The organism is Marinibactrum halimedae (genome assembly GCF_021234875.1).
GTDB lineage: Bacteria > Pseudomonadota > Gammaproteobacteria > Pseudomonadales > Cellvibrionaceae > Marinibactrum > Marinibactrum halimedae.
Window position 1 is genome coordinate 23,505 of sequence record NZ_JAJQVM010000040.1, and the last position, 17,348, is coordinate 40,852.

General features: G+C 47.0%; 15 protein-coding genes. 9 read left to right on the plus strand and 6 right to left on the minus strand.

Going from position 1 to position 17,348, the window contains the following annotated elements; translation table 11 throughout:
* Window positions 1-64: 64 nt before the first annotated feature.
* Window positions 65-559: a transcriptional repressor gene (locus tag LU351_RS18050; protein WP_232595497.1), complete on the minus strand. Its 495-nt coding sequence runs from the start codon at window positions 557-559 to the stop codon at window positions 65-67.
* Here LU351_RS18050 and LU351_RS18055 point away from each other — a divergent pair.
* A complete protein-coding gene (locus LU351_RS18055) occupies window positions 552-1,661 on the plus strand; it encodes a metal ABC transporter solute-binding protein, Zn/Mn family (protein WP_232595498.1) in 1,110 nt (369 codons plus the stop codon). The genes LU351_RS18050 and LU351_RS18055 overlap by 8 nt on opposite strands.
* A 625-nt stretch (window positions 1,662-2,286) precedes the next feature.
* On the opposite strand, the gene LU351_RS18060 is transcribed toward LU351_RS18055, so the two are convergent.
* The gene (locus tag LU351_RS18060; RefSeq protein WP_232595499.1) at window positions 2,287-2,556 is read right to left on the minus strand and encodes a hypothetical protein; all 270 of its coding nucleotides are present in this window, start codon (window positions 2,554-2,556) and stop codon (window positions 2,287-2,289) included.
* 119 nt (window positions 2,557-2,675) lie between these two features.
* Between LU351_RS18060 and LU351_RS18065 the strand changes: the two genes are divergently transcribed.
* Together LU351_RS18065 and polA are read left to right on the plus strand one after the other, a co-directional pair.
* Complete coding sequence (locus tag LU351_RS18065) at window positions 2,676-2,885, plus strand: hypothetical protein (RefSeq protein ID WP_232595500.1); 210 nt, start codon at window positions 2,676-2,678, stop codon at window positions 2,883-2,885.
* A 336-nt stretch (window positions 2,886-3,221) separates the two neighbouring features.
* The gene (polA, locus tag LU351_RS18070; protein WP_232595501.1) at window positions 3,222-5,966 is read left to right on the plus strand and encodes a DNA polymerase I; all 2,745 of its coding nucleotides are present in this window, start codon (window positions 3,222-3,224) and stop codon (window positions 5,964-5,966) included.
* 218 nt (window positions 5,967-6,184) lie between these two features.
* Here the strand turns inward: polA and yihA are convergent, their stop codons facing one another.
* Entirely contained in the window at window positions 6,185-6,826 is a 642-nt protein-coding gene (yihA, locus tag LU351_RS18075; protein WP_232595502.1) for a ribosome biogenesis GTP-binding protein YihA/YsxC, read from the minus strand.
* A 239-nt stretch (window positions 6,827-7,065) separates the two neighbouring features.
* Here yihA and LU351_RS18080 point away from each other — a divergent pair, with 239 nt between their 5' ends.
* Window positions 7,066-7,725, plus strand: a complete 660-nt coding sequence (locus LU351_RS18080) for a c-type cytochrome (protein WP_416053970.1) — start codon at window positions 7,066-7,068, stop codon at window positions 7,723-7,725.
* A 264-nt stretch (window positions 7,726-7,989) separates the two neighbouring features.
* Window positions 7,990-8,628 carry a thiol:disulfide interchange protein DsbA/DsbL gene (locus LU351_RS18085; RefSeq protein WP_232595503.1) on the plus strand — a complete coding sequence of 213 codons (639 nt, stop codon included), beginning with the start codon at window positions 7,990-7,992 and terminating at the stop codon, window positions 8,626-8,628.
* Between the two features lie 16 nt (window positions 8,629-8,644).
* Here the strand turns inward: LU351_RS18085 and LU351_RS20830 are convergent, their stop codons facing one another.
* Complete coding sequence (locus tag LU351_RS20830; protein WP_269783527.1) at window positions 8,645-8,767, minus strand: hypothetical protein; 123 nt, start codon at window positions 8,765-8,767, stop codon at window positions 8,645-8,647.
* A 15-nt stretch (window positions 8,768-8,782) separates the two neighbouring features.
* On the opposite strand from LU351_RS20830, the gene LU351_RS18090 reads away from it, so the two are divergent.
* Window positions 8,783-10,540 (plus strand): GGDEF domain-containing protein, encoded by a 1,758-nt coding sequence (locus LU351_RS18090; protein WP_232595504.1) that lies wholly within the window; start codon window positions 8,783-8,785, stop codon window positions 10,538-10,540.
* Here the strand turns inward: LU351_RS18090 and LU351_RS18095 are convergent.
* A complete protein-coding gene (locus LU351_RS18095) occupies window positions 10,537-10,902 on the minus strand; it encodes a response regulator (RefSeq protein WP_232595505.1) in 366 nt (121 codons plus the stop codon). The two genes, LU351_RS18090 and LU351_RS18095, sit on opposite strands and share 4 nt — an antisense overlap.
* 318 nt (window positions 10,903-11,220) lie before the next feature.
* Between LU351_RS18095 and LU351_RS18100 the strand changes: the two genes are divergently transcribed.
* Complete coding sequence (locus tag LU351_RS18100; protein ID WP_232595506.1) at window positions 11,221-12,006, plus strand: thioesterase family protein; 786 nt, start codon at window positions 11,221-11,223, stop codon at window positions 12,004-12,006.
* A 100-nt stretch (window positions 12,007-12,106) separates the two neighbouring features.
* Window positions 12,107-12,283, plus strand: a complete 177-nt coding sequence (locus LU351_RS18105) for a hypothetical protein (RefSeq protein WP_232595507.1) — start codon at window positions 12,107-12,109, stop codon at window positions 12,281-12,283.
* Window positions 12,284-12,392: 109 nt separating this feature from the next.
* On the opposite strand, the gene LU351_RS18110 is transcribed toward LU351_RS18105, so the two are convergent.
* Entirely contained in the window at window positions 12,393-13,622 is a 1,230-nt protein-coding gene (locus LU351_RS18110) for a hypothetical protein (RefSeq protein WP_232595508.1), read from the minus strand.
* Window positions 13,623-14,134: 512 nt separating this feature from the next.
* Between LU351_RS18110 and LU351_RS18115 the strand changes: the two genes are divergently transcribed.
* A partial coding sequence (locus LU351_RS18115; protein ID WP_232595509.1) for a DUF6531 domain-containing protein occupies window positions 14,135-17,348 on the plus strand: 3,214 nt, incomplete at its 3' end.

Sequence of the window (17,348 nt, forward strand, 5' to 3'; positions counted from 1 at the left end):
GTAAGCACCTAGTTGTAAATACTTGGTTGTAAGTACCTGGTTGCAAGTACCTAGTTGTAAGTACTTACTTGCAGTTAGGGCACAGGCCAACGACTTCTAATGTTTGTGTTTCAATGGTAAAGCCCATTGCTTCCGCATTTTTATCAATCGCTCGACTGATTTCTTTTGCCGGTACTTCCACCGCTACACCACATTCGCGGCAAATTAAGAAATATTCTTCATGATCATCAGAAGGTGAGTGACAACCCACATACGCGTTAAGGCTGTTAATACGGTGAATAAGCCCTTGATCGAGTAAAAACTCTAAACTCCGATACACTGTTGGAGGCGCCACACGCCGGGTATCTTCTTCTGCCAACATATCCATTAAATCATACGCACCAAGTGGCGCATGATTTTTCCAGATTAATCGAAGTACATTCCGGCGCAACGCAGTTAAACGAGCACCTCGTTTGGCACATAATTGTTCCGCCTTTATAAGGGCCTCTTCAATACAGTGCTCATGATTATGATCAGTGCAAGCAATGGGGGTTTTATTCACGGTGGACGACTTGGGCATTTTCGGTCTATTCCTATTGCGCAAGGTGGCCGAAATACAACCACGCTCATCTGTGTCTTTGGTTGCTGTTATATTATTACGTTTCAGATTGGGTTACACGCCCGCAAATCAACACCTTGAGGTATTTACGTTGAAGGCTATCGTTACTTTATTAGTATTGTCGCTGCTCGCTACAGCTTTTATCATTTTCAATTCGGTTTTCAGTACGCCTACGACGCAACCCAGTGATTATCAGGAAGATAAGCTATCACCTGCAAATGATGAAAACATGGAAGAAAAAGAAGGGTTCGTCTTACTCACCAGCATACAGCCACTGTATCTCATCGCGAATGATTTGATTGGTGACCTTATTACTGTCGAGCGCTTACTCCCCGCCACAACATCACCACACAGTTTTCAATTAGCCGTATCTGATCGTAAAAAGGTGGATCATGCTAATGTAATCGCTTGGGTAGGGCCAGAACTAGAAGCCTTTTTAGAGAAAGTAATTGCTCACAAACAAACTATCGAAGTCGGAGAAGCAAAGAATATCGAATGGCCCGATGGCGATCATCTTGAAGACGACCACGCCTTTGATCACCACCATCACGGACGAGATATGCACATTTGGCTGAACCCAACGAATGGGATTGTCATTGCCAAACAACTTACCCAATCACTTTTAAACCATCCACAATTGCCTGAATCGGTTAAATCACAGATGCCTCAACGCCTTGAAGGCTTTATCCACAGGGCGACTGAAATGACTCAAAACCTAAATCTCAGTCTTCAATCAAACCGCGATACATCGTTTGTGGTCTACCACGATGCTTACCAGCACCTGCAGTTGGGTTTTCAACTAGGCGGGTATATTGAATTGACCGAATCCCCCGAAATACGTCCCAGCGCAAAAAAAATCTATGAGTTAAAACAATCACTCAAGAACGGCCAATGCTTATTGGTCGAAAACTATTACAACACGCCTCTCGCTCAACAACTAGCCAATGAGTTTTCACTCAACGCTATTTCCATTGATCCACTCGGAGCGGAGTCTGAATCCTATTTTCAACTCATTGAACAAATGATTTCCCAATTAAGATCATGCTTAAACTTTGCTCAATAATGGAGTAATATCTGATCATGTTTTGTTCTCTTAACGATATAAAAGAGATATTTAAGCAATATTAATTTTAAGTTAGCGTATGTTTTCGTCATTTCAAGAAAACATGCGCAGACCCAACCCTGCCCTCCTCCCCTCTCTAGCCTCACCTAGCCCTCTTAAACTCACTCTCCAGTCATACCACCCATAACACTACAAACCTCTCAACCCAAAAAGCCAACACACTCAACTCAAGTCGTCTTCACCAAGCCACAGGCACTTCGAATCCACAGCCAAATGCGGTAGCTCGTAGGGTATAAAACCTAGAAAGGCTCAAAACTGAAAAGCGAAAATCAGAAAACACCGTCGCCGGCATAACGCAGGCAATAAGCAACTTAATGACGTGAGATATGCCAACAACCGAGAAATAAAAAACGGGAAAGACTAAAGGAAAGCTTGAAATACAAGCGCTCTAAACAGAGAAGTTCTAAACAGCGAGAAATAAAGAAGAAAAAGGTGGGAAATCTACCCAAAAAGGTGTTCCTCACGGGACCTTTCTGGGTAACTTTTGGGTACTGCTTTTTGACTGACTGATAGCCCTAAAAAAGGCCACGAGGTATGTGATCACTTACATACCCCATATACTTCCTTATTGCTCAAATGATGCAGCTAGCTTCGCGATGCGCGCTTCCAGCTTTGCATTGATTTTCTCGCTAAGGAGCTCATTCACGGTCGACAAAGTCTGAGCTTCACTTTCCGCCACTGCGTCTTTCACAGGGGCTTGGGTGGCCCAGCGAACACTGGCACCAGTTTCTACAGTGCGGTAACTCGCACTGGAGTAGTGGGAACCAGCCTCAGATGCCATGACAGAATTAGCGCCAAGTGCGAGAGCGAAGATAAAAAGTCCAAGTTTTTTCATAATAATGCCCCCTTTTTGTGCATGAGGATGGTAGAACCCGGTCAATTCACTTGGAAAAGAAGAGACCATTGATAGTAGGTATTATCAAATAACGTCTGTTCTGTTACTTGATGTTACACATGGTAACACCACTTGATTATTTTATCCACAGAAAAGTGATAAAAAACTCAATTTGGGGCAAAAAAATTGAGTTTGGTACTAAAAACACCATTTTGGCGCACAAAATTTCACGCCATTTTGTCTTTTGTCTGATCAAAAATTCAGAACAAAGTAAGGATATTGACGCTTTTTGCAGAATCTTATCGGGTGAAAGGGCACTTTCTTCTTAAAAAGTTTCGAAAATACACAATTTTTAGAATAGGCATCATTAAAGTGTCACAGCTGAGTAACCGATCACGACAGGATGTGGACTTACCCAAAAACCACCCATCGAGACTCATAAACAGAACGAAAAATCCATCAAACCATCAAACCATCAGCAAATGCCTTGTGTATAATCGTCACCGATAAAAACGGTAAGCGGCCTGTTACCAAATTCTGTTGAGTAACCCTATGTGAGTAGGTCTATGTAAGTAACTCTATGCGAAGTAGGTCTATGTAAGCAGCTTCTACCTCAATGACTGGCCCACCTTTCCATTCACCACAACAATCGAAACTTCCTTTGTATGACTGATAACACTTCCCCGCTCGTTCTCGTTGATGGCTCTTCTTATCTTTATCGCGCCTTTCATGCGCTGCCCCCGCTCAACAACAGCAAAGGGCAACCTACCGGTGCTGTGAAAGGCGTTATCAACATGTTACGCAGCCTCATTAAGGCGTATCCAAACAGCCCCATCGCGGTGATTTTCGACGCGAAAGGCAAAACCTTTCGAGATGACATCTACCCAGAATACAAAGCCCAACGCCCGCCCATGCCAGATGACCTGCGTTTACAGATCGAACCTATCCACAAGATTATTCAGGCCATGGGGCTACCAATGTTAGTAATCGACGGGGTGGAAGCAGACGATGTGATCGGCACCCTAGCGGCCCGAGCATCCGCTAAGGGGATCGAAGTGGTGGTGTCTACCGGGGATAAAGACATGGCCCAGTTGGTGAATGAGCACGTTACCTTGGTCAACACCATGACCAACACCGTGATGAACGAAGCCGCCGTTGTGGATAAGTTCGGTATACCGCCTAATCTCATCATCGATTACCTCGCCTTAATGGGGGACAAAGTGGATAACATCCCTGGTGTCGCCGGTGTGGGTGAGAAAACCGCGTTAGCCTTACTTCAGGGGTTAGGCAGCCTTGAGGATATCTACAACAACTTGGATAAAGTCAGCACGCTCTCGTTTCGCGGGGCGAAAACCATGGGCGCTAAATTGGAAACCAACAAAGACGATGCCTTCCTCTCTTACGAATTGGCCACCATTAAATTGGATGTTGACCTACCAGTAGAACCCGAAGGCATTGCGCTGGAGGCCCCAGACCAGAAGGCGTTGCATGAGTTATTCACAGACATGGAATTCAAAAGCTGGGTTAAAGAATTAGAAAGCCAACCTCAAGATAGCCCGTCTACAGGCGATGCGGATACGGCAGCCGCCGCAGAACCCATCGAAAAGCAGTACGTCACCATCCTTGAAGAAACCGAACTGGATAGCTGGATTGAAAAACTTCAAAATGCTGAGGTGTTTGCGTTCGATACCGAAACCACCAGCTTGAACTACATGGAAGCGCGAGTGGTGGGGGTGTCGTTTTCAGTCTCACCCAATGAAGCCGCTTACGTCCCCTGTAGCCATGACTACATGGGGGCACCTGAACAGTTATCGCTCGAGTTCGTCCTGAACAAACTCAAGCCCCTGCTGGAAAACCCAGAACAGGCCAAAGTTGGCCAGAACCTAAAATACGACCGTAGCGTCTTGGCCAACCATGGCATCACCTTACAAGGCATCGCCTTCGATACTATGCTGGAATCCTACGTGTGGAACTCCACATCCAACCGCCACGATATGGACACCCTCGCCGAAACCTACTTAGCCGCCAGCACCATTCATTTTGAAGACATCGCCGGGAAAGGGGCGAAGCAACTTACCTTCAATCAAATCCCCTTAGAGCAGGCCGCCCCCTACGCGGCGGAAGATGCGGATATCACCCTGTCGCTCCATCAAACGCTGTGGGCACAACTGGAAGACGAACCCCGCCTTCAAGAGGTTTTTAACACCATCGAAATGCCCTTAGTACCGGTGTTATCCGACGTTGAACGCACCGGTGCATTGATCGATGCGAATCGACTGGGTGCACACAGCCAAGAATTGGACGCCCGCTTAACCACACTGCAAAAAGACGCCTTTGATATTGCTGGGGAAGAATTTAACTTGGCATCGCCAAAGCAATTGGGAGCCATCTTATTTGAAAAGCTGCAATTGCCCGTGATCAAAAAAACCAAAAGCGGCGCCCCTTCAACTGCAGAAGAAGTGTTACAAGAACTGGCGTTGGATTACCCTCTGCCCAAACTGCTGTTGGAATACCGCAGTTTGGCGAAGTTAAAATCCACCTACACCGATAAACTGCCGCAAATGATTAACCCAGCCACGGGGCGGGTACACACCTCTTATCATCAAGCGGTTACGGCCACCGGTCGTCTTTCTTCGTCCGACCCGAATTTACAGAATATTCCCATCCGCACCGCTGAAGGCCGTCGTATTCGCCAAGCGTTTGTGGCCCCCAAAGGCTACAAAATTGTCGCTGCAGATTACTCGCAAATTGAATTACGCATTATGGCGCACCTGTCGGGGGATGAAGGGCTGCTCAGCGCCTTTCAAAATAACCAAGACGTGCACAAAGCCACTGCTGCGGAAGTGTTTGGAGTGGCCTTAGAAGACGTCACCAACGATCAACGTCGCAGTGCCAAAGCCATTAACTTCGGCCTGATTTACGGTATGTCGGCGTTTGGTTTGGCGAAGCAATTACACATCGGCCGTAACGACGCCCAGCAGTACATCGACCGTTACTTTGAACGTTACCCCGGTGTCGCCCAATACATGGACGACATTCGCGAAAATGCGGCCAAAAGTGGATATGTAGAGACCTTATTTGGTCGCCGGTTGCACCTGCCCGAAATCAATTCTCGCAACGGGATGCGTCGTCAAGCCGCAGAACGCACCGCGATTAACGCGCCAATGCAAGGCACCGCCGCCGATATCATTAAAAAGGCCATGGTGAACGTGCACAACTGGCTAAACGAGCGCAACCTAGATGCCCGCATCATTATGCAAGTACACGATGAATTGGTATTGGAAGTGGCTGAAGATCAGGTAGATATCATCACAGAGGAGCTTTGTCAGCTGATGTCTAACGCTGCAGAGCTAAGTGTACCGTTGTTGGTAGAAGCGGGTGTGGGCGATAACTGGGACGAAGCACACTAGCAAAGCAACTTTTTAAAAAAGTGTTGAACTAAAGCGTGAAGGGGTAGTCAGAGTATTTGAAGATTAGATAGAACCATCTATTGCTTCTGTTGTTGACTTCTCCGCTTAATGCGGATCTCTCCCTAAAGTGTGCTTGGCCCTACGTATCCCCGTACGTAGGGCTTTCTTTTATTGGCTCGGCAATAAAATTATTACCGAAATACCGCGTTAAAAACGGATTAGCCTTCTGTTGGAAGGTCCTCGGCTTCAGTTTCCAAAGCCAGCCACTGATTTAACACCCTCTCCAGTTCTTTCACTCCTTCTTTTTTGAGTGACGAGAAGGTTTGCACCGACACCAAATCTTCCACTTGCGCTTCTTGCAAATGCTTCTTGACTTGCAACAAAGTACCGTTAGCTTTACCTCGTTTAAACTTATCAGCTTTAGTAAGCAGAATGTGTACTGGCATTTCGACTTCAACCGCCCAATTCAACACCATGGTGTCGAATTCCTGCATGGGGTGACGAATATCCATTAACAACACCATTCCCCGTAGCGTTTGCCGCTCTTGAAGGTATTCTGAGAGGTGTTTGTCCCACTTTTGTTTGGTGGCTAGGGGTACTTTTGCAAAGCCATAACCGGGTAAATCAACTAATCTCTGGTCATCGTTCAGAAAAAAATAGTTGATCATTTGAGTACGGCCTGGGGTTTTACTGGTTCTGGCCAGCTTGCCATTCCCGGTAAGGGTATTGATGGCACTGGATTTACCCGCATTAGACCGCCCCGCAAAGGCCACCTCTGCGCCAGTTTCAGGTGGACATTCGCGCAAGGTAGGGGCACTTTGAACGTAGTATGCTTTACGGAAGTTAATCGAATCGGTCATAAGGTTCCAGAAAATAGTGTTATATCAAATCGTTAGTATATAATGTCGCCGTTTTTGCGCCGCCGAAAAGCGGTTATTGTAGCCTGGCCGACCCGTAACGAGCTATGCACCATTCGTAACGGGCACAAACGAGACGATAGATCGCGTTGCATGGCGCCGAAAGGCCCTGAATGAAACGGCAAACAGGCACCCGCAGAATGATACTGAAAATGTACGACTGATAATGTACGGATTAGCCAATGAATACACTTTTTAAGCAAGCGATGATTGCTCTAAGTTTCGTGGCCGCCACGCCTCTTTTGGCCGGCCAAGCCTCCGCCGCTGGTAACCCGGAGGCAGGTAAAGATAAAGTTGCCGTCTGTGCAGGTTGTCATGGCGCAGATGGGAACAGCCCCGCTCCAATCTACCCGAAGCTGGCTGGGTTGGGCGAAAAATACATCCATAAACAGTTGGTGGATGTACAAAGTGGCGCCCGTGTCATCCCTGAGATGACTGGCTTATTGAATAACTTGTCTGACCAAGATTTGCAAGATATCGCTGCCTTCTTCGCCTCTCAATCCATGCAATTGACAGGCTCGAAAGAGCTCAACGTTCTAGTGAATTCAGGCGCACAAGTAGATGCCTTAGCACTGGGTAAACGTGTTTACCGTGGTGGTAACAAAGAAACCAATGTCCCGGCTTGTATGGGGTGCCACTCACCAACCGGAATCGGTAACGCACCAGCGGGCTATCCACGTTTGGGTGGTCAGTATGCGGAATACATTGAGAAGCAGCTGCTCGCCTTCCGTGGTGGTGAGCGTACCAATGACGGTGATCGCTCTACCATGCGCGGTGTGGCCAAAAACTTAAGCGACGCTGAAATTACGGCGGTTGCGAACTACATTGCTGGATTGAACTAATCCCAGCGGTATTTGAAAAAGCGGCGTAAGCCGCTTTTTTATTGGCTTCTTTTTACTCACATTGACTGCCGAATAACAACAATGTCGTCGTGATTGAGACCGAAGCCACGTTATCACCTTGATGCCTGACTTTTTTTTCGAACGAATGACACCATGTCAGTCTTCGTTAAGCCTTCAATGGGTATCGTGCGTTTGTCGCTCAGCGATGGAACCGATACACCGAATACTGTCTAACAGCTATCACTTTGGAAATGGAGAAACACTATGCGTGTTATGTTCGGCCTATTGGCAATTTTGATGTCTTTAGCAGCATGTGCCGAGCCTGCTAAGAAAGAAACTCAGTATATGGCGGGTAAGCATTATCAAGTTATTGGCACCCCTGTAAAAACCGAAGACCCAAGCAAAATTGAAGTCGCTGAAGTGTTTTGGTATGCCTGTGGCCACTGTTTTAAAATTGAGCCTGTGATTACCCAGTGGAAAAAAACCTTAGGGAATGATGTTAACTTCGTTCGATCTCCCGCCATTTGGAACGGCCCGATGGAAGTTCACGCACGCGCTTTCTACGCCGCCAAAGCGTTGGGCATCTTCGACAAAGTACATCAACCGCTGTTCGATGCCATGAACGTGGAACGTAAGCGTCTTGCCACCCCGGAAGAATTAGCCGAATTCTTCACTCAATTCGGTGTGGAAGAAGAAAAGTTCATGAAAACCTATAAGTCTTTCGGTGTGGTCAGCCAAGTTAACCAAGCCAATGCCCGCGCTCGTGGCTACGGCATTACCGGCACACCTGAAATTATCGTAGACGGTAAGTACCGAATCAGCGCTAACCTCGCTGGCAGCCAGCAAGAAATGTTGAACGTCGCGAAATTTTTAGTGGAGAAGCTCCGCGCCGAGCGTTCTTAACCCCCCTTCTTCAGAATCACCTGAATACAAAGCCCGCCTGCATTTGGCGGGCTTTTTTGTAAAGTCCCTCATATACTCCTAATAAACCTTCTGTATCTGATTCACCCCCTGTATTGGTTTCTATTTCATCTTTTTTCAATCAGGAGAGTCCCCCTTGAGTACCGGTTGGCGAGAGAAGTATCTGCAAGCACTCAGTGATCAAGAGCGCATAGAAAAGATCAGTGCGGCACAGATCGAACAATTTCGCAAAGGCATTATTAAACTCTCAGAAGCCTCTTTAGGCGTGGATGAACAGCTGGACGAAGAACTAGAGCGAGTCATCGCCTACCTCAGGCGCCAAACTCGCACCCGTACAGCTCTGCAAACCGACGAGTTGCAAAAGCGTGCAGACGCAGCAATTGCCCGGCGAGAATCTAACGATGCCGCTAGCCTTAAGGCTCTTTCCTCTCTGACAGAAAGCTTGAAAGACTTGAACCCCAGCGGTGAGTTGGTCAGTGCGCTGAAGCAGTTTGAAAAGACGGTGAAAAAAGACCCTGTAAAGCTGTATCAGTACCCCAAAATGTTGGAGGAGTTATCTGAACTCCAATCACAAACTCTGGAAGCCATTATTGAAACCAAACCCGGTTGGTGGGGAAAGATCACCGGCACCAAGGCTACCTTAAAAGAATCTTCTTCCGAGTTAACGTCTTCAGAACAAATTGACTCACCGGAACTCAACGACCTTATCGATGAAGAAAACCAGGGGGAGGAACCTACTTCTCCAGATGATACCTCTCCAAATGATGATACCGCAGAGCCAGTCAATGATCGCACAATCGCAAGCCAGGAGTCGGATGCAGGCCCCGCCTTTTCTCGTATTGCCTCTCGCATTAGCCGAGTGCTAGCGGATATTCTTGATTCCATTCACATCGAACCCTGTGTGGAAGACAAGGCCAACACCACCCGAGATCGAATCGCCAACGGCCTTAATTGGTACGAATTGGTACCAACCTTGGAAGATGTACGTGACTTAGTACTCCAAGCGTATTTAGAGGCAAATCGATCCTTCACGGAATACCTCAACCAAGTTAACGACGCTTTGCTGTTTCTGAATGAACACTTGTCTATTGCCACCACAGAAAATCGTTCACAAGTCACCTTAAGTGGCCGTGTGCACGATGCCTTGAAATCAGAACAAGGACGCCTAGAACTGGCACTACAAGCAGCCTCTGACTTACAGGAACTAAAAGGCTCGGTGAAAGAACACATCGAAGCGCTCTATAGCAATCTCAGTGAGTTAGAACAACTAAAAACCAGCGGCCAAACATTGGATACCGAGCTTATTGCGGTACAAGAGCGCTTATCGCGTTTAGAACAAGAGCACCAAGAAGCGCTCGAAGAATTAGAAACCGAACGTAAAAAAGCACTCACTGACACTCTCACAGAATTGCCCAACCGTGAAGCGTTTAATCAACGCCTACACCATGAATTTCAGCGTTGGCAACGATACGGCCACCCATTGAGCCTTGCCATATGCGACGTTGACCATTTCAAAAAATTTAATGACACCTATGGCCACCAAACCGGTGATAAAGTCTTGAAAATTATCGCGAATTTATTGGTAAAACGCTTACGGGAAGTGGATTTTATCGCCCGATTTGGCGGTGAAGAGTTTGTCATTCTACTGCCAGAAACCCATGCCAGAGAAGGCTATAACGTGCTTGAGTCGGTTCGAGAGGCGCTCTCTCAAGCCGCCTTTCGTTTTAAAGATCAGCCCGTAACCATTACCGCGTCATTTGGCATTACCGACTTTCAAGAAGAAGACACCACCACAACCGTCTTCGCTCGCGCGGATAACGCTCTTTACCAAGCCAAAGACCAGGGCCGTAATTGTGTTGTGTATGCGGAGAAGGAAGAAAAAAAGCCCGACTAAAATAGATGTTTTTGGAGTATGGCTAATAGCTCCCCCTCATCAATGGGCTTGGTGATGAGCCCATTCACCCCAGACTCCAAAATGGATTCACGCTCACCTTTAATGGCGTGGGCTGTCACTGCAATAATGGGTAAGCCTTTTAAATTGGATCTTTCACGCATCTTGCGTGTCGTTTCTTTGCCGTCCATTCCAGGTAAAGAAATATCCATAAGGACCATATCAAACCGTTCTTCATCGACTAGCGATAAACTCTCTTCACCCGTTGCCGCACATTTATATTCGTACCCCTCGTCTTCTAAAATCCACGAAACGAGTTTTTGATTATCTGGGTTATCCTCAACCACCAAAATTTTATGAGCCATAAAAAAATACGCCTTATCGCCTCCAAATGGTTATACGTATTATTAACGCATTCCCCAAATAACATCACCTCCTTATTCTTCTTTAGGATAGCCTATGGAAAAGACACCCTTTCGTTATTCAACCAAGAGTCCTGAATATTATTTCCCATTACAGTATGAGTTTTTGTTCAAACCCGCGATGAAAAACAGGTAAATTGACAAATTTTTTGTCCAAAATGCATACAACGCAATCGTGATGTGCACTATGATGACGTATTCATACTTTGCGTATTTCTATTATTACGCATTTATATTTTATAGAAGTAAGTTGGAATCTGTATGTTTTATGACGTGATGAACACAATGACCCGCACCGACACCGGATACCGCTTTAGCGCCAGTGAAGCCTGGTCACAAGGGCGTAGCTTGTTTGGTGGATTAGTCACCGCAATGGCCATTAAATCTATGCGAGAGGAAGTACCAAAAACTCTGCCTTTGCGAGCACTACAAGTGACCTTTATCGGCCCAGTACCCTTTGGGGAAGTACACGTTACGGTCACTAAATTACGCCAAGGTAAATCCGTTACCCATATGCAAGCCAACATTTTAGTGGACGGCCATGTGCACTGTTTAGTGGTTGCTGCTTTTGGCGCTGCTCGTGAATCAAAAATAGAGTGTTCAAAATTAAAACGGCCTATACAAAAGCCCTTGAAAGAATGTATTTCGCGCCCTTATTTTGAAGGTTTAATGCCGAAGTTTTGTCAGTTTTTCGATGCCTATTGGGTGGAAGGGAACATGCCAAGCACCAATATTAAAGACACTAATTCGGTAATTTATGTTTCTATGAAAGATGTCGACAATGTAGATGAAACCGCACTGGTCACTTTGGCTGATAATATTCCTTCTCCCGCATTATCCATGGTTGATAAACTGATTCCCGCCAGCTCGCTTGTCTGGAGCTTAGAGTTTTTACATCATCAAGAAGAATACAGCGCCGAAGGCTGGCAGTTCGATACTCAATTGTTGTATGCCAAAGAAGGCTACGCCAATCATACCTGTACTATTTGGAGCCCCTGCGGGAAACCCGTTGCCTTAAGTCGCCAGTCGGTCGCTGTATTTGGGTAGCACTTGATTTGGGTAGAACTTGATTTGTATAGCGTTTGACTGAGATAGCGTTTAACTTGGATAGAAAACTCAGCAAACATTTTGGATAAAGGAAAGAACAATGACACTCTTAATGATTCTCGGCGTACTGGCTATTGCACTATTAGTGATTGTGCCATTGCTGGAAAAATTCGGGAAAGAATACTCGCCAGAGGAAGTGAAAAAAATCAGTCGTTGGATAATCCCCCTGTTGGCTTTACTGATGGTGCTACAAATTATTCGATATTTTTTGTTTTAATCCACCGTTTGTAGAACACTCATCAAGGAATTAGCCAAGGAATAGTCGGCCTGTGAAAAAGCTTTTCTAACCATACTTTTTCACAGGTTGTTTTTTCATACGACCATTGTCACACGGCAATATCAATATGCTGAATAGAACCGGATACCGCCCCACCATAAGTACTTTCATAGGCAGCACGAGCCAATAAATTATTGTCTTCATCCACATATTCAAACGATGCCTGTTCTGCCGCCAAATAAATAAACGACACCCCAGCCTGCTGAAGGCTAATACCAGAAATTAGGTTGCCATTATTTTGTTGAGTATTATCAGAATCATTCTCAACATTATCCGCATTAATAAAATCACTCACAAACGTGTCTGGCCGAAACAAACTCAATTGATTGAAAATTGAATCCCCAATATCAATCAAGCCATTACCATTGCCCCCAAAACTATATTGATCAAACAACGCTAACTCTTCAAAACCATTGCCGGTAGCTGGGCCGAACAATTCACTGCCGTCATCAATCTCATTATTACCATTTCGATCCAGCGCCAAAAAATACGAATTTTCCCCAATAAGCGGAATCGACTCTTCCTGACCGTCTGCGTCCAAATCAAATAACGTGCGTTGATCGGTAAAAGACAACGGCTCACCGAAATTTAACACCAGTGGGTCAATTAACTCTCGACGAGCGGGTGACGATTGAGGCGCTGTAGACTGAGACAACGCAATTTCTGCACTGAACGATTGCGAACGGCTTTCTGTGAAATCAAAACTAAACGTCTCATCGCCCAGTGAGAACGATGCTGATACAGACAACTCTACTGAAGAAGACTGCTCCATACTCAACAACGCACCTTGCCCATTACCCGCATTGCTAAACGCAAAACTGGATGAATATGACATGGAGCGACTGAAACTGAACTCGAAGCTGAAATCCGATTCATCAAAAGGTGAGGTGGATATTTCGCCACTGATTTCTTGAATCATGCGAAACATCGTCATCATTTCTGGGGGCACGCCATCCAAATCCCCAAACGGGCCTTGCTCATTAGTATCATCATTCGTGGTTGCAACGGGTCGCTCAAGTGCCCGCTGTGCCAATGCCAAGCCCTCTTCACTGAAATCAAGTCCACGACGTTCTCTATTGCCGCTGCCGGCTTCATCACGCCCACGGGGCTCAACCGGGCGTACCGCCTCTTGCGGTTCACGTTCTATACTCGGTTGCGAACGCGATAATGCTAGCGCATCAGTGTCAGGCTGAGGGGGCGCCGAATTTTGACGAAAGCTGAGCGATGTTTCAGATCGTGAAGAAGCGCTGAAGAAAGACGATGCGAAAGTCGATAGCATAAACCACCCCACTTAACCAATGACTAAGATCTCTGACGACCAAACCTCGCGCACAGAAGATCACCTGTTTAGGTTATCGACCACTCACCCAGCCACTACAGTTAAGGCACGCTCTTTTATCAGACTGTTTTGTCATAAAAACCCTGAACAGTTGGATACCGTCCTGTTTTCGACTATGTCATGTCTTCAACTACGCCATGCCTTCAACTACCTCATGTCTTCAACTGCATCATCCCTTCAGTTAGGCCATGGCTTATCAGACAAATATTCTTGTTCATCTTATTGCCTCATACCTAGGCTTTAGGAGCCTATTCAGAAAATTTTGGCGTAAATAACATCCACATTGACACATCAAACAGAATAAAAATTAGTACAATGTAATCTTTATTTTTTGTCGAATCAGTATTAAACAATAACCATCAAAGAACAGACGCGAATAATAAAGACATTAATAGCAGAGACATTAACGTCGAAAAACACTCTCACACTCTGAAATAAGGACGACTCAAGGCATGGCCATTTATGTAACCACCACCAACGGAGAGCGCTACACCCTCGAAATTGCCTGGCCAAACATGCCTTCTACTCGGTACACCTACTTCGACTTTATTGAGTTTGTCAGTGCCTGTCCCTCTTCAGAATTAAAGCGTATCCATAGCCACTACTTTGGGCTAACCAAAGACATCTCAAAGCCCATGTTGATGCCTCAAGAACAACCCAGGCTGAAAGATCAACACAATGCTTATTTAACCAACCCAAAATACCAAGCCCCCCGCCAATTTAATCAACTGCAAAAAGACATTTTTCTTGCGCTGGTCCACAACCGTTTAGAGATTAAAGAAGCCCCATTATCACTGGACGAGCTCAGTAATGAATCGGCGCTATTACGCCAAAAAATCCAATTGGGCTTACGTCAAATCATTGCCCAGGAACAAGCTGAAGCGGCGCAAATAGAAGCGGATTACCAACAACGTTCCACATTGGGTAAAGCCGGTGCCTATGTTCAATCGCTTGGCGAGGGGTTGGGTGAGGCGGCCTGGGGCTTGGCGGTCTGGGCAAAAGATATTGTGGAAGTGGCCCATAAAGTCTCGCCCCAGCATTTGTCTTACGTTGCATCAAAAGCCGCTTTTGATTACACCGCGAACAATAAAAGCTTCGCAGACTCAGGAGGCGAGTACCTTACTGGCTTAAAGAAAGAAGCGGTGGACGTGTTAGGGTTCGACCCCACCAAAATTACCCGCGCCCAATTTGAACAAGCCATGGACGTCGCCACCTTAATTTACGACGACCCCTCCTTGCGGCAAATGATAGGGGAGTTTGCCAAAGATTATGTGGCCGCCCAGCACAGCCTAGAGTGGACAGAAATTGCGGGCGGTGGCGTCTTCGAAATTATCCTCACCATTGTCTTAGCTGCCGTCACCGGCGGTGTGGGCGCAGCCGTTGCGGCGGCAAAAAACATTCGCTTAATCAAAAGCTTTAGAAAAGTGGGCGAACTCATGATGAAGTTTGCCAAGTCGCAAAAAAGTCGATTAAAAGCCTTAAAAAAACGCGCAGCTAAAGCCGAGAAAGCCGATTACAAAGACATCCCTACCTCCGACGGAACCCCAGAAACGCCCTCCTCTGACCCGGCCAAAGAAGGCCGAGAAAAGCGAATGGCGGACAAACAAAAAGCCGATGAGGCCAATAGTGAAAGTAAGCCCGAGTCCAGTTCGACAGAAACGGGCGAAAACGGGAATAATGACAAAACACCCAACGACGAAAAGGTGGAAAAACGCAGCGAACCCATCAACTTAAAAACCGGTGAAGAACAGCTCATTTTGCAGGACGCCGTTTTGGATGGCCCTTTGCCACTGGTGCTGGCTCGCGCTTATCGCAGCAGTAATGCTGCAAAAGACAGCCCGTTGGGTTTTGGTTGGAGCCACACCCTAGATGAATCCCTAACGTGGGACGGACAACCCGATTCCCAGGTGCAGTTCCACGATTACGAAGGCCGACGAATTACCTTCCCGGTGCCCGAGCCGCAAGAACGCAGCCACAATATCGTCGAACACTTAACCCTCACTCGCCTAAGTGATCAGCACTGGGTAATTACCCCCTATGGCGCCATTGACGGGGTACAAAAGCACTTTAAACACGCGGGAGAGGGTGATCCGAACCGATTTATCTTACGTCAAATCGCCGACGACTACGGCAACTATTACCGATTCCTCTACAGTAAGGACGCCTCACAAGGGCGGCGTTTAGCTCGAATAGAATCATCATTGGGCGATGCGCTGCATTTAACGCCTTCCCCCTGTGGCCGCATCCAACAAGTCATTCGAGAAACAGCCGATGGCCAGAAAACCGCTTTAGCCCAGTACCGCTATTCTGAGGCTGGGGACTTACTCTCAGCAACCGACACTCAAGGGTTTAGCGAGCATTACCAATTCAACAACCATATGATCACTCAGCGTACCCTCAAAACAGGGTATCAATTCCATTGGGAATGGAGTGAATTGGGGCCGGCCGGGAAATGCTTACACCAGTGGGGCGATCCCATTAATGATACGCCCACTTACGACTATCGCTTCCAGTGGGATGACGACGGCAAAGGGGTAACCGTCACGGATACCCGTGGCGGCGTAGAAGTGGTGCGCTTCGATGAGCGCGGCAATATGGTGTACAACAAAGACCCAATGGGCGCCGAAACCCATTACCACTACAACGCGCTTGGCCAATTACTGCAAACGGATTTACCCGCTCACCATAACGAGCACCGCACGGAAAAATTCGAATACGACAAACAAGGTCGCCTCAGTAAAAAAATCGACGTGGCCGGTAACGAACACACCATTGCCTACAATGCCAGTGGCCTGCCCAGCAAAATCACCAATCCAGACGGTCACACCTGGGAGCGTCGCTACAATTTGCGCGGGCAAATTAAAGCCACCATCGACCCGCTGGGCAATAAAACCACCTACACCTACAACCCCATCGGGTTGGTTGGCAGCGTAACCGATGCCTTAGGCAACACCACTCGCTACCTCTGGAATAATCACGGCAAACTCACCGCCGTGCACGACCCCATGGGGCGCACCCAGCATTATGTGTATGACAACGCCCAGCGGTTAATTGAAGTTAAACACGCACAAAAGCAATCGACTCATTACCAATACGACTCGCTCGATCGCATCAGTGCGGTAACCACCCCCGACGGCGCCAAAACCCAATATCGCTATAACCCGCAAGGGTTAGTCTCAGAAATTATCGATGCCGAAGGCCGCAGCACCCAGTATTTTTACGATGGCTTAAGCCAAGTCTCGAAGCGCATTAATCCCGACGGCACCGCACTGCATTACGCTTATGATGGCGAGCGGAATTTAATTGGGTTATTAAACGAAAAGGGCGAACGCTACCAATTAAAATACGATTTAAAAGAACGCTTAACTGAAGAAGTGGGTTTTGATGGCCGTACCACCCGTTACGCCTATAACCAAGCGGGCCATTTAATTGCCAGCCGTGCGGTGATGGACCCGCAAAATGGCGACGGCATCGATACCTTATTCGAACGTGATCCGTTCGGCAGATTATTACGAGAAAACACCCCGGATGGTGTCACGGATTTTCAATACAATGCCTCCGGCCAATTAACCGAAGCCAAAAATGCACACCGCACCTTAAAGTGGACCTACGATGCCTGTGGGCGAGTGATTCATGATTGGCAAGGGCACGACAAACTCACTCATC

Bases quoted from the DNA above. Each gene is read 5' to 3' on its own strand.
- LU351_RS18050 (WP_232595497.1), bottom strand. From the start codon at position 559: ATGCCCAAGTCGTCCACCGTGAATAAAACCCCCATTGCTTGCACTGAT.
- LU351_RS18060 (WP_232595499.1), bottom strand. From the start codon at position 2,556: ATGAAAAAACTTGGACTTTTTATCTTCGCTCTCGCACTTGGCGCTAAT.
- LU351_RS18065 (WP_232595500.1), top strand. From the start codon at position 2,676: ATGGTAACACCACTTGATTATTTTATCCACAGAAAAGTGATAAAAAAC.
- polA (WP_232595501.1), top strand. From the start codon at position 3,222: ATGACTGATAACACTTCCCCGCTCGTTCTCGTTGATGGCTCTTCTTAT.
- yihA (WP_232595502.1), bottom strand. From the start codon at position 6,826: ATGACCGATTCGATTAACTTCCGTAAAGCATACTACGTTCAAAGTGCC.
- LU351_RS18080 (WP_416053970.1), top strand. From the start codon at position 7,066: ATGAATACACTTTTTAAGCAAGCGATGATTGCTCTAAGTTTCGTGGCC.
- LU351_RS18085 (WP_232595503.1), top strand. From the start codon at position 7,990: ATGCGTGTTATGTTCGGCCTATTGGCAATTTTGATGTCTTTAGCAGCA.
- LU351_RS18095 (WP_232595505.1), bottom strand. From the start codon at position 10,902: ATGGCTCATAAAATTTTGGTGGTTGAGGATAACCCAGATAATCAAAAA.
- LU351_RS18100 (WP_232595506.1), top strand. From the start codon at position 11,221: ATGTTTTATGACGTGATGAACACAATGACCCGCACCGACACCGGATAC.
- LU351_RS18105 (WP_232595507.1), top strand. From the start codon at position 12,107: ATGACACTCTTAATGATTCTCGGCGTACTGGCTATTGCACTATTAGTG.
- LU351_RS18110 (WP_232595508.1), bottom strand. From the start codon at position 13,622: ATGCTATCGACTTTCGCATCGTCTTTCTTCAGCGCTTCTTCACGATCT.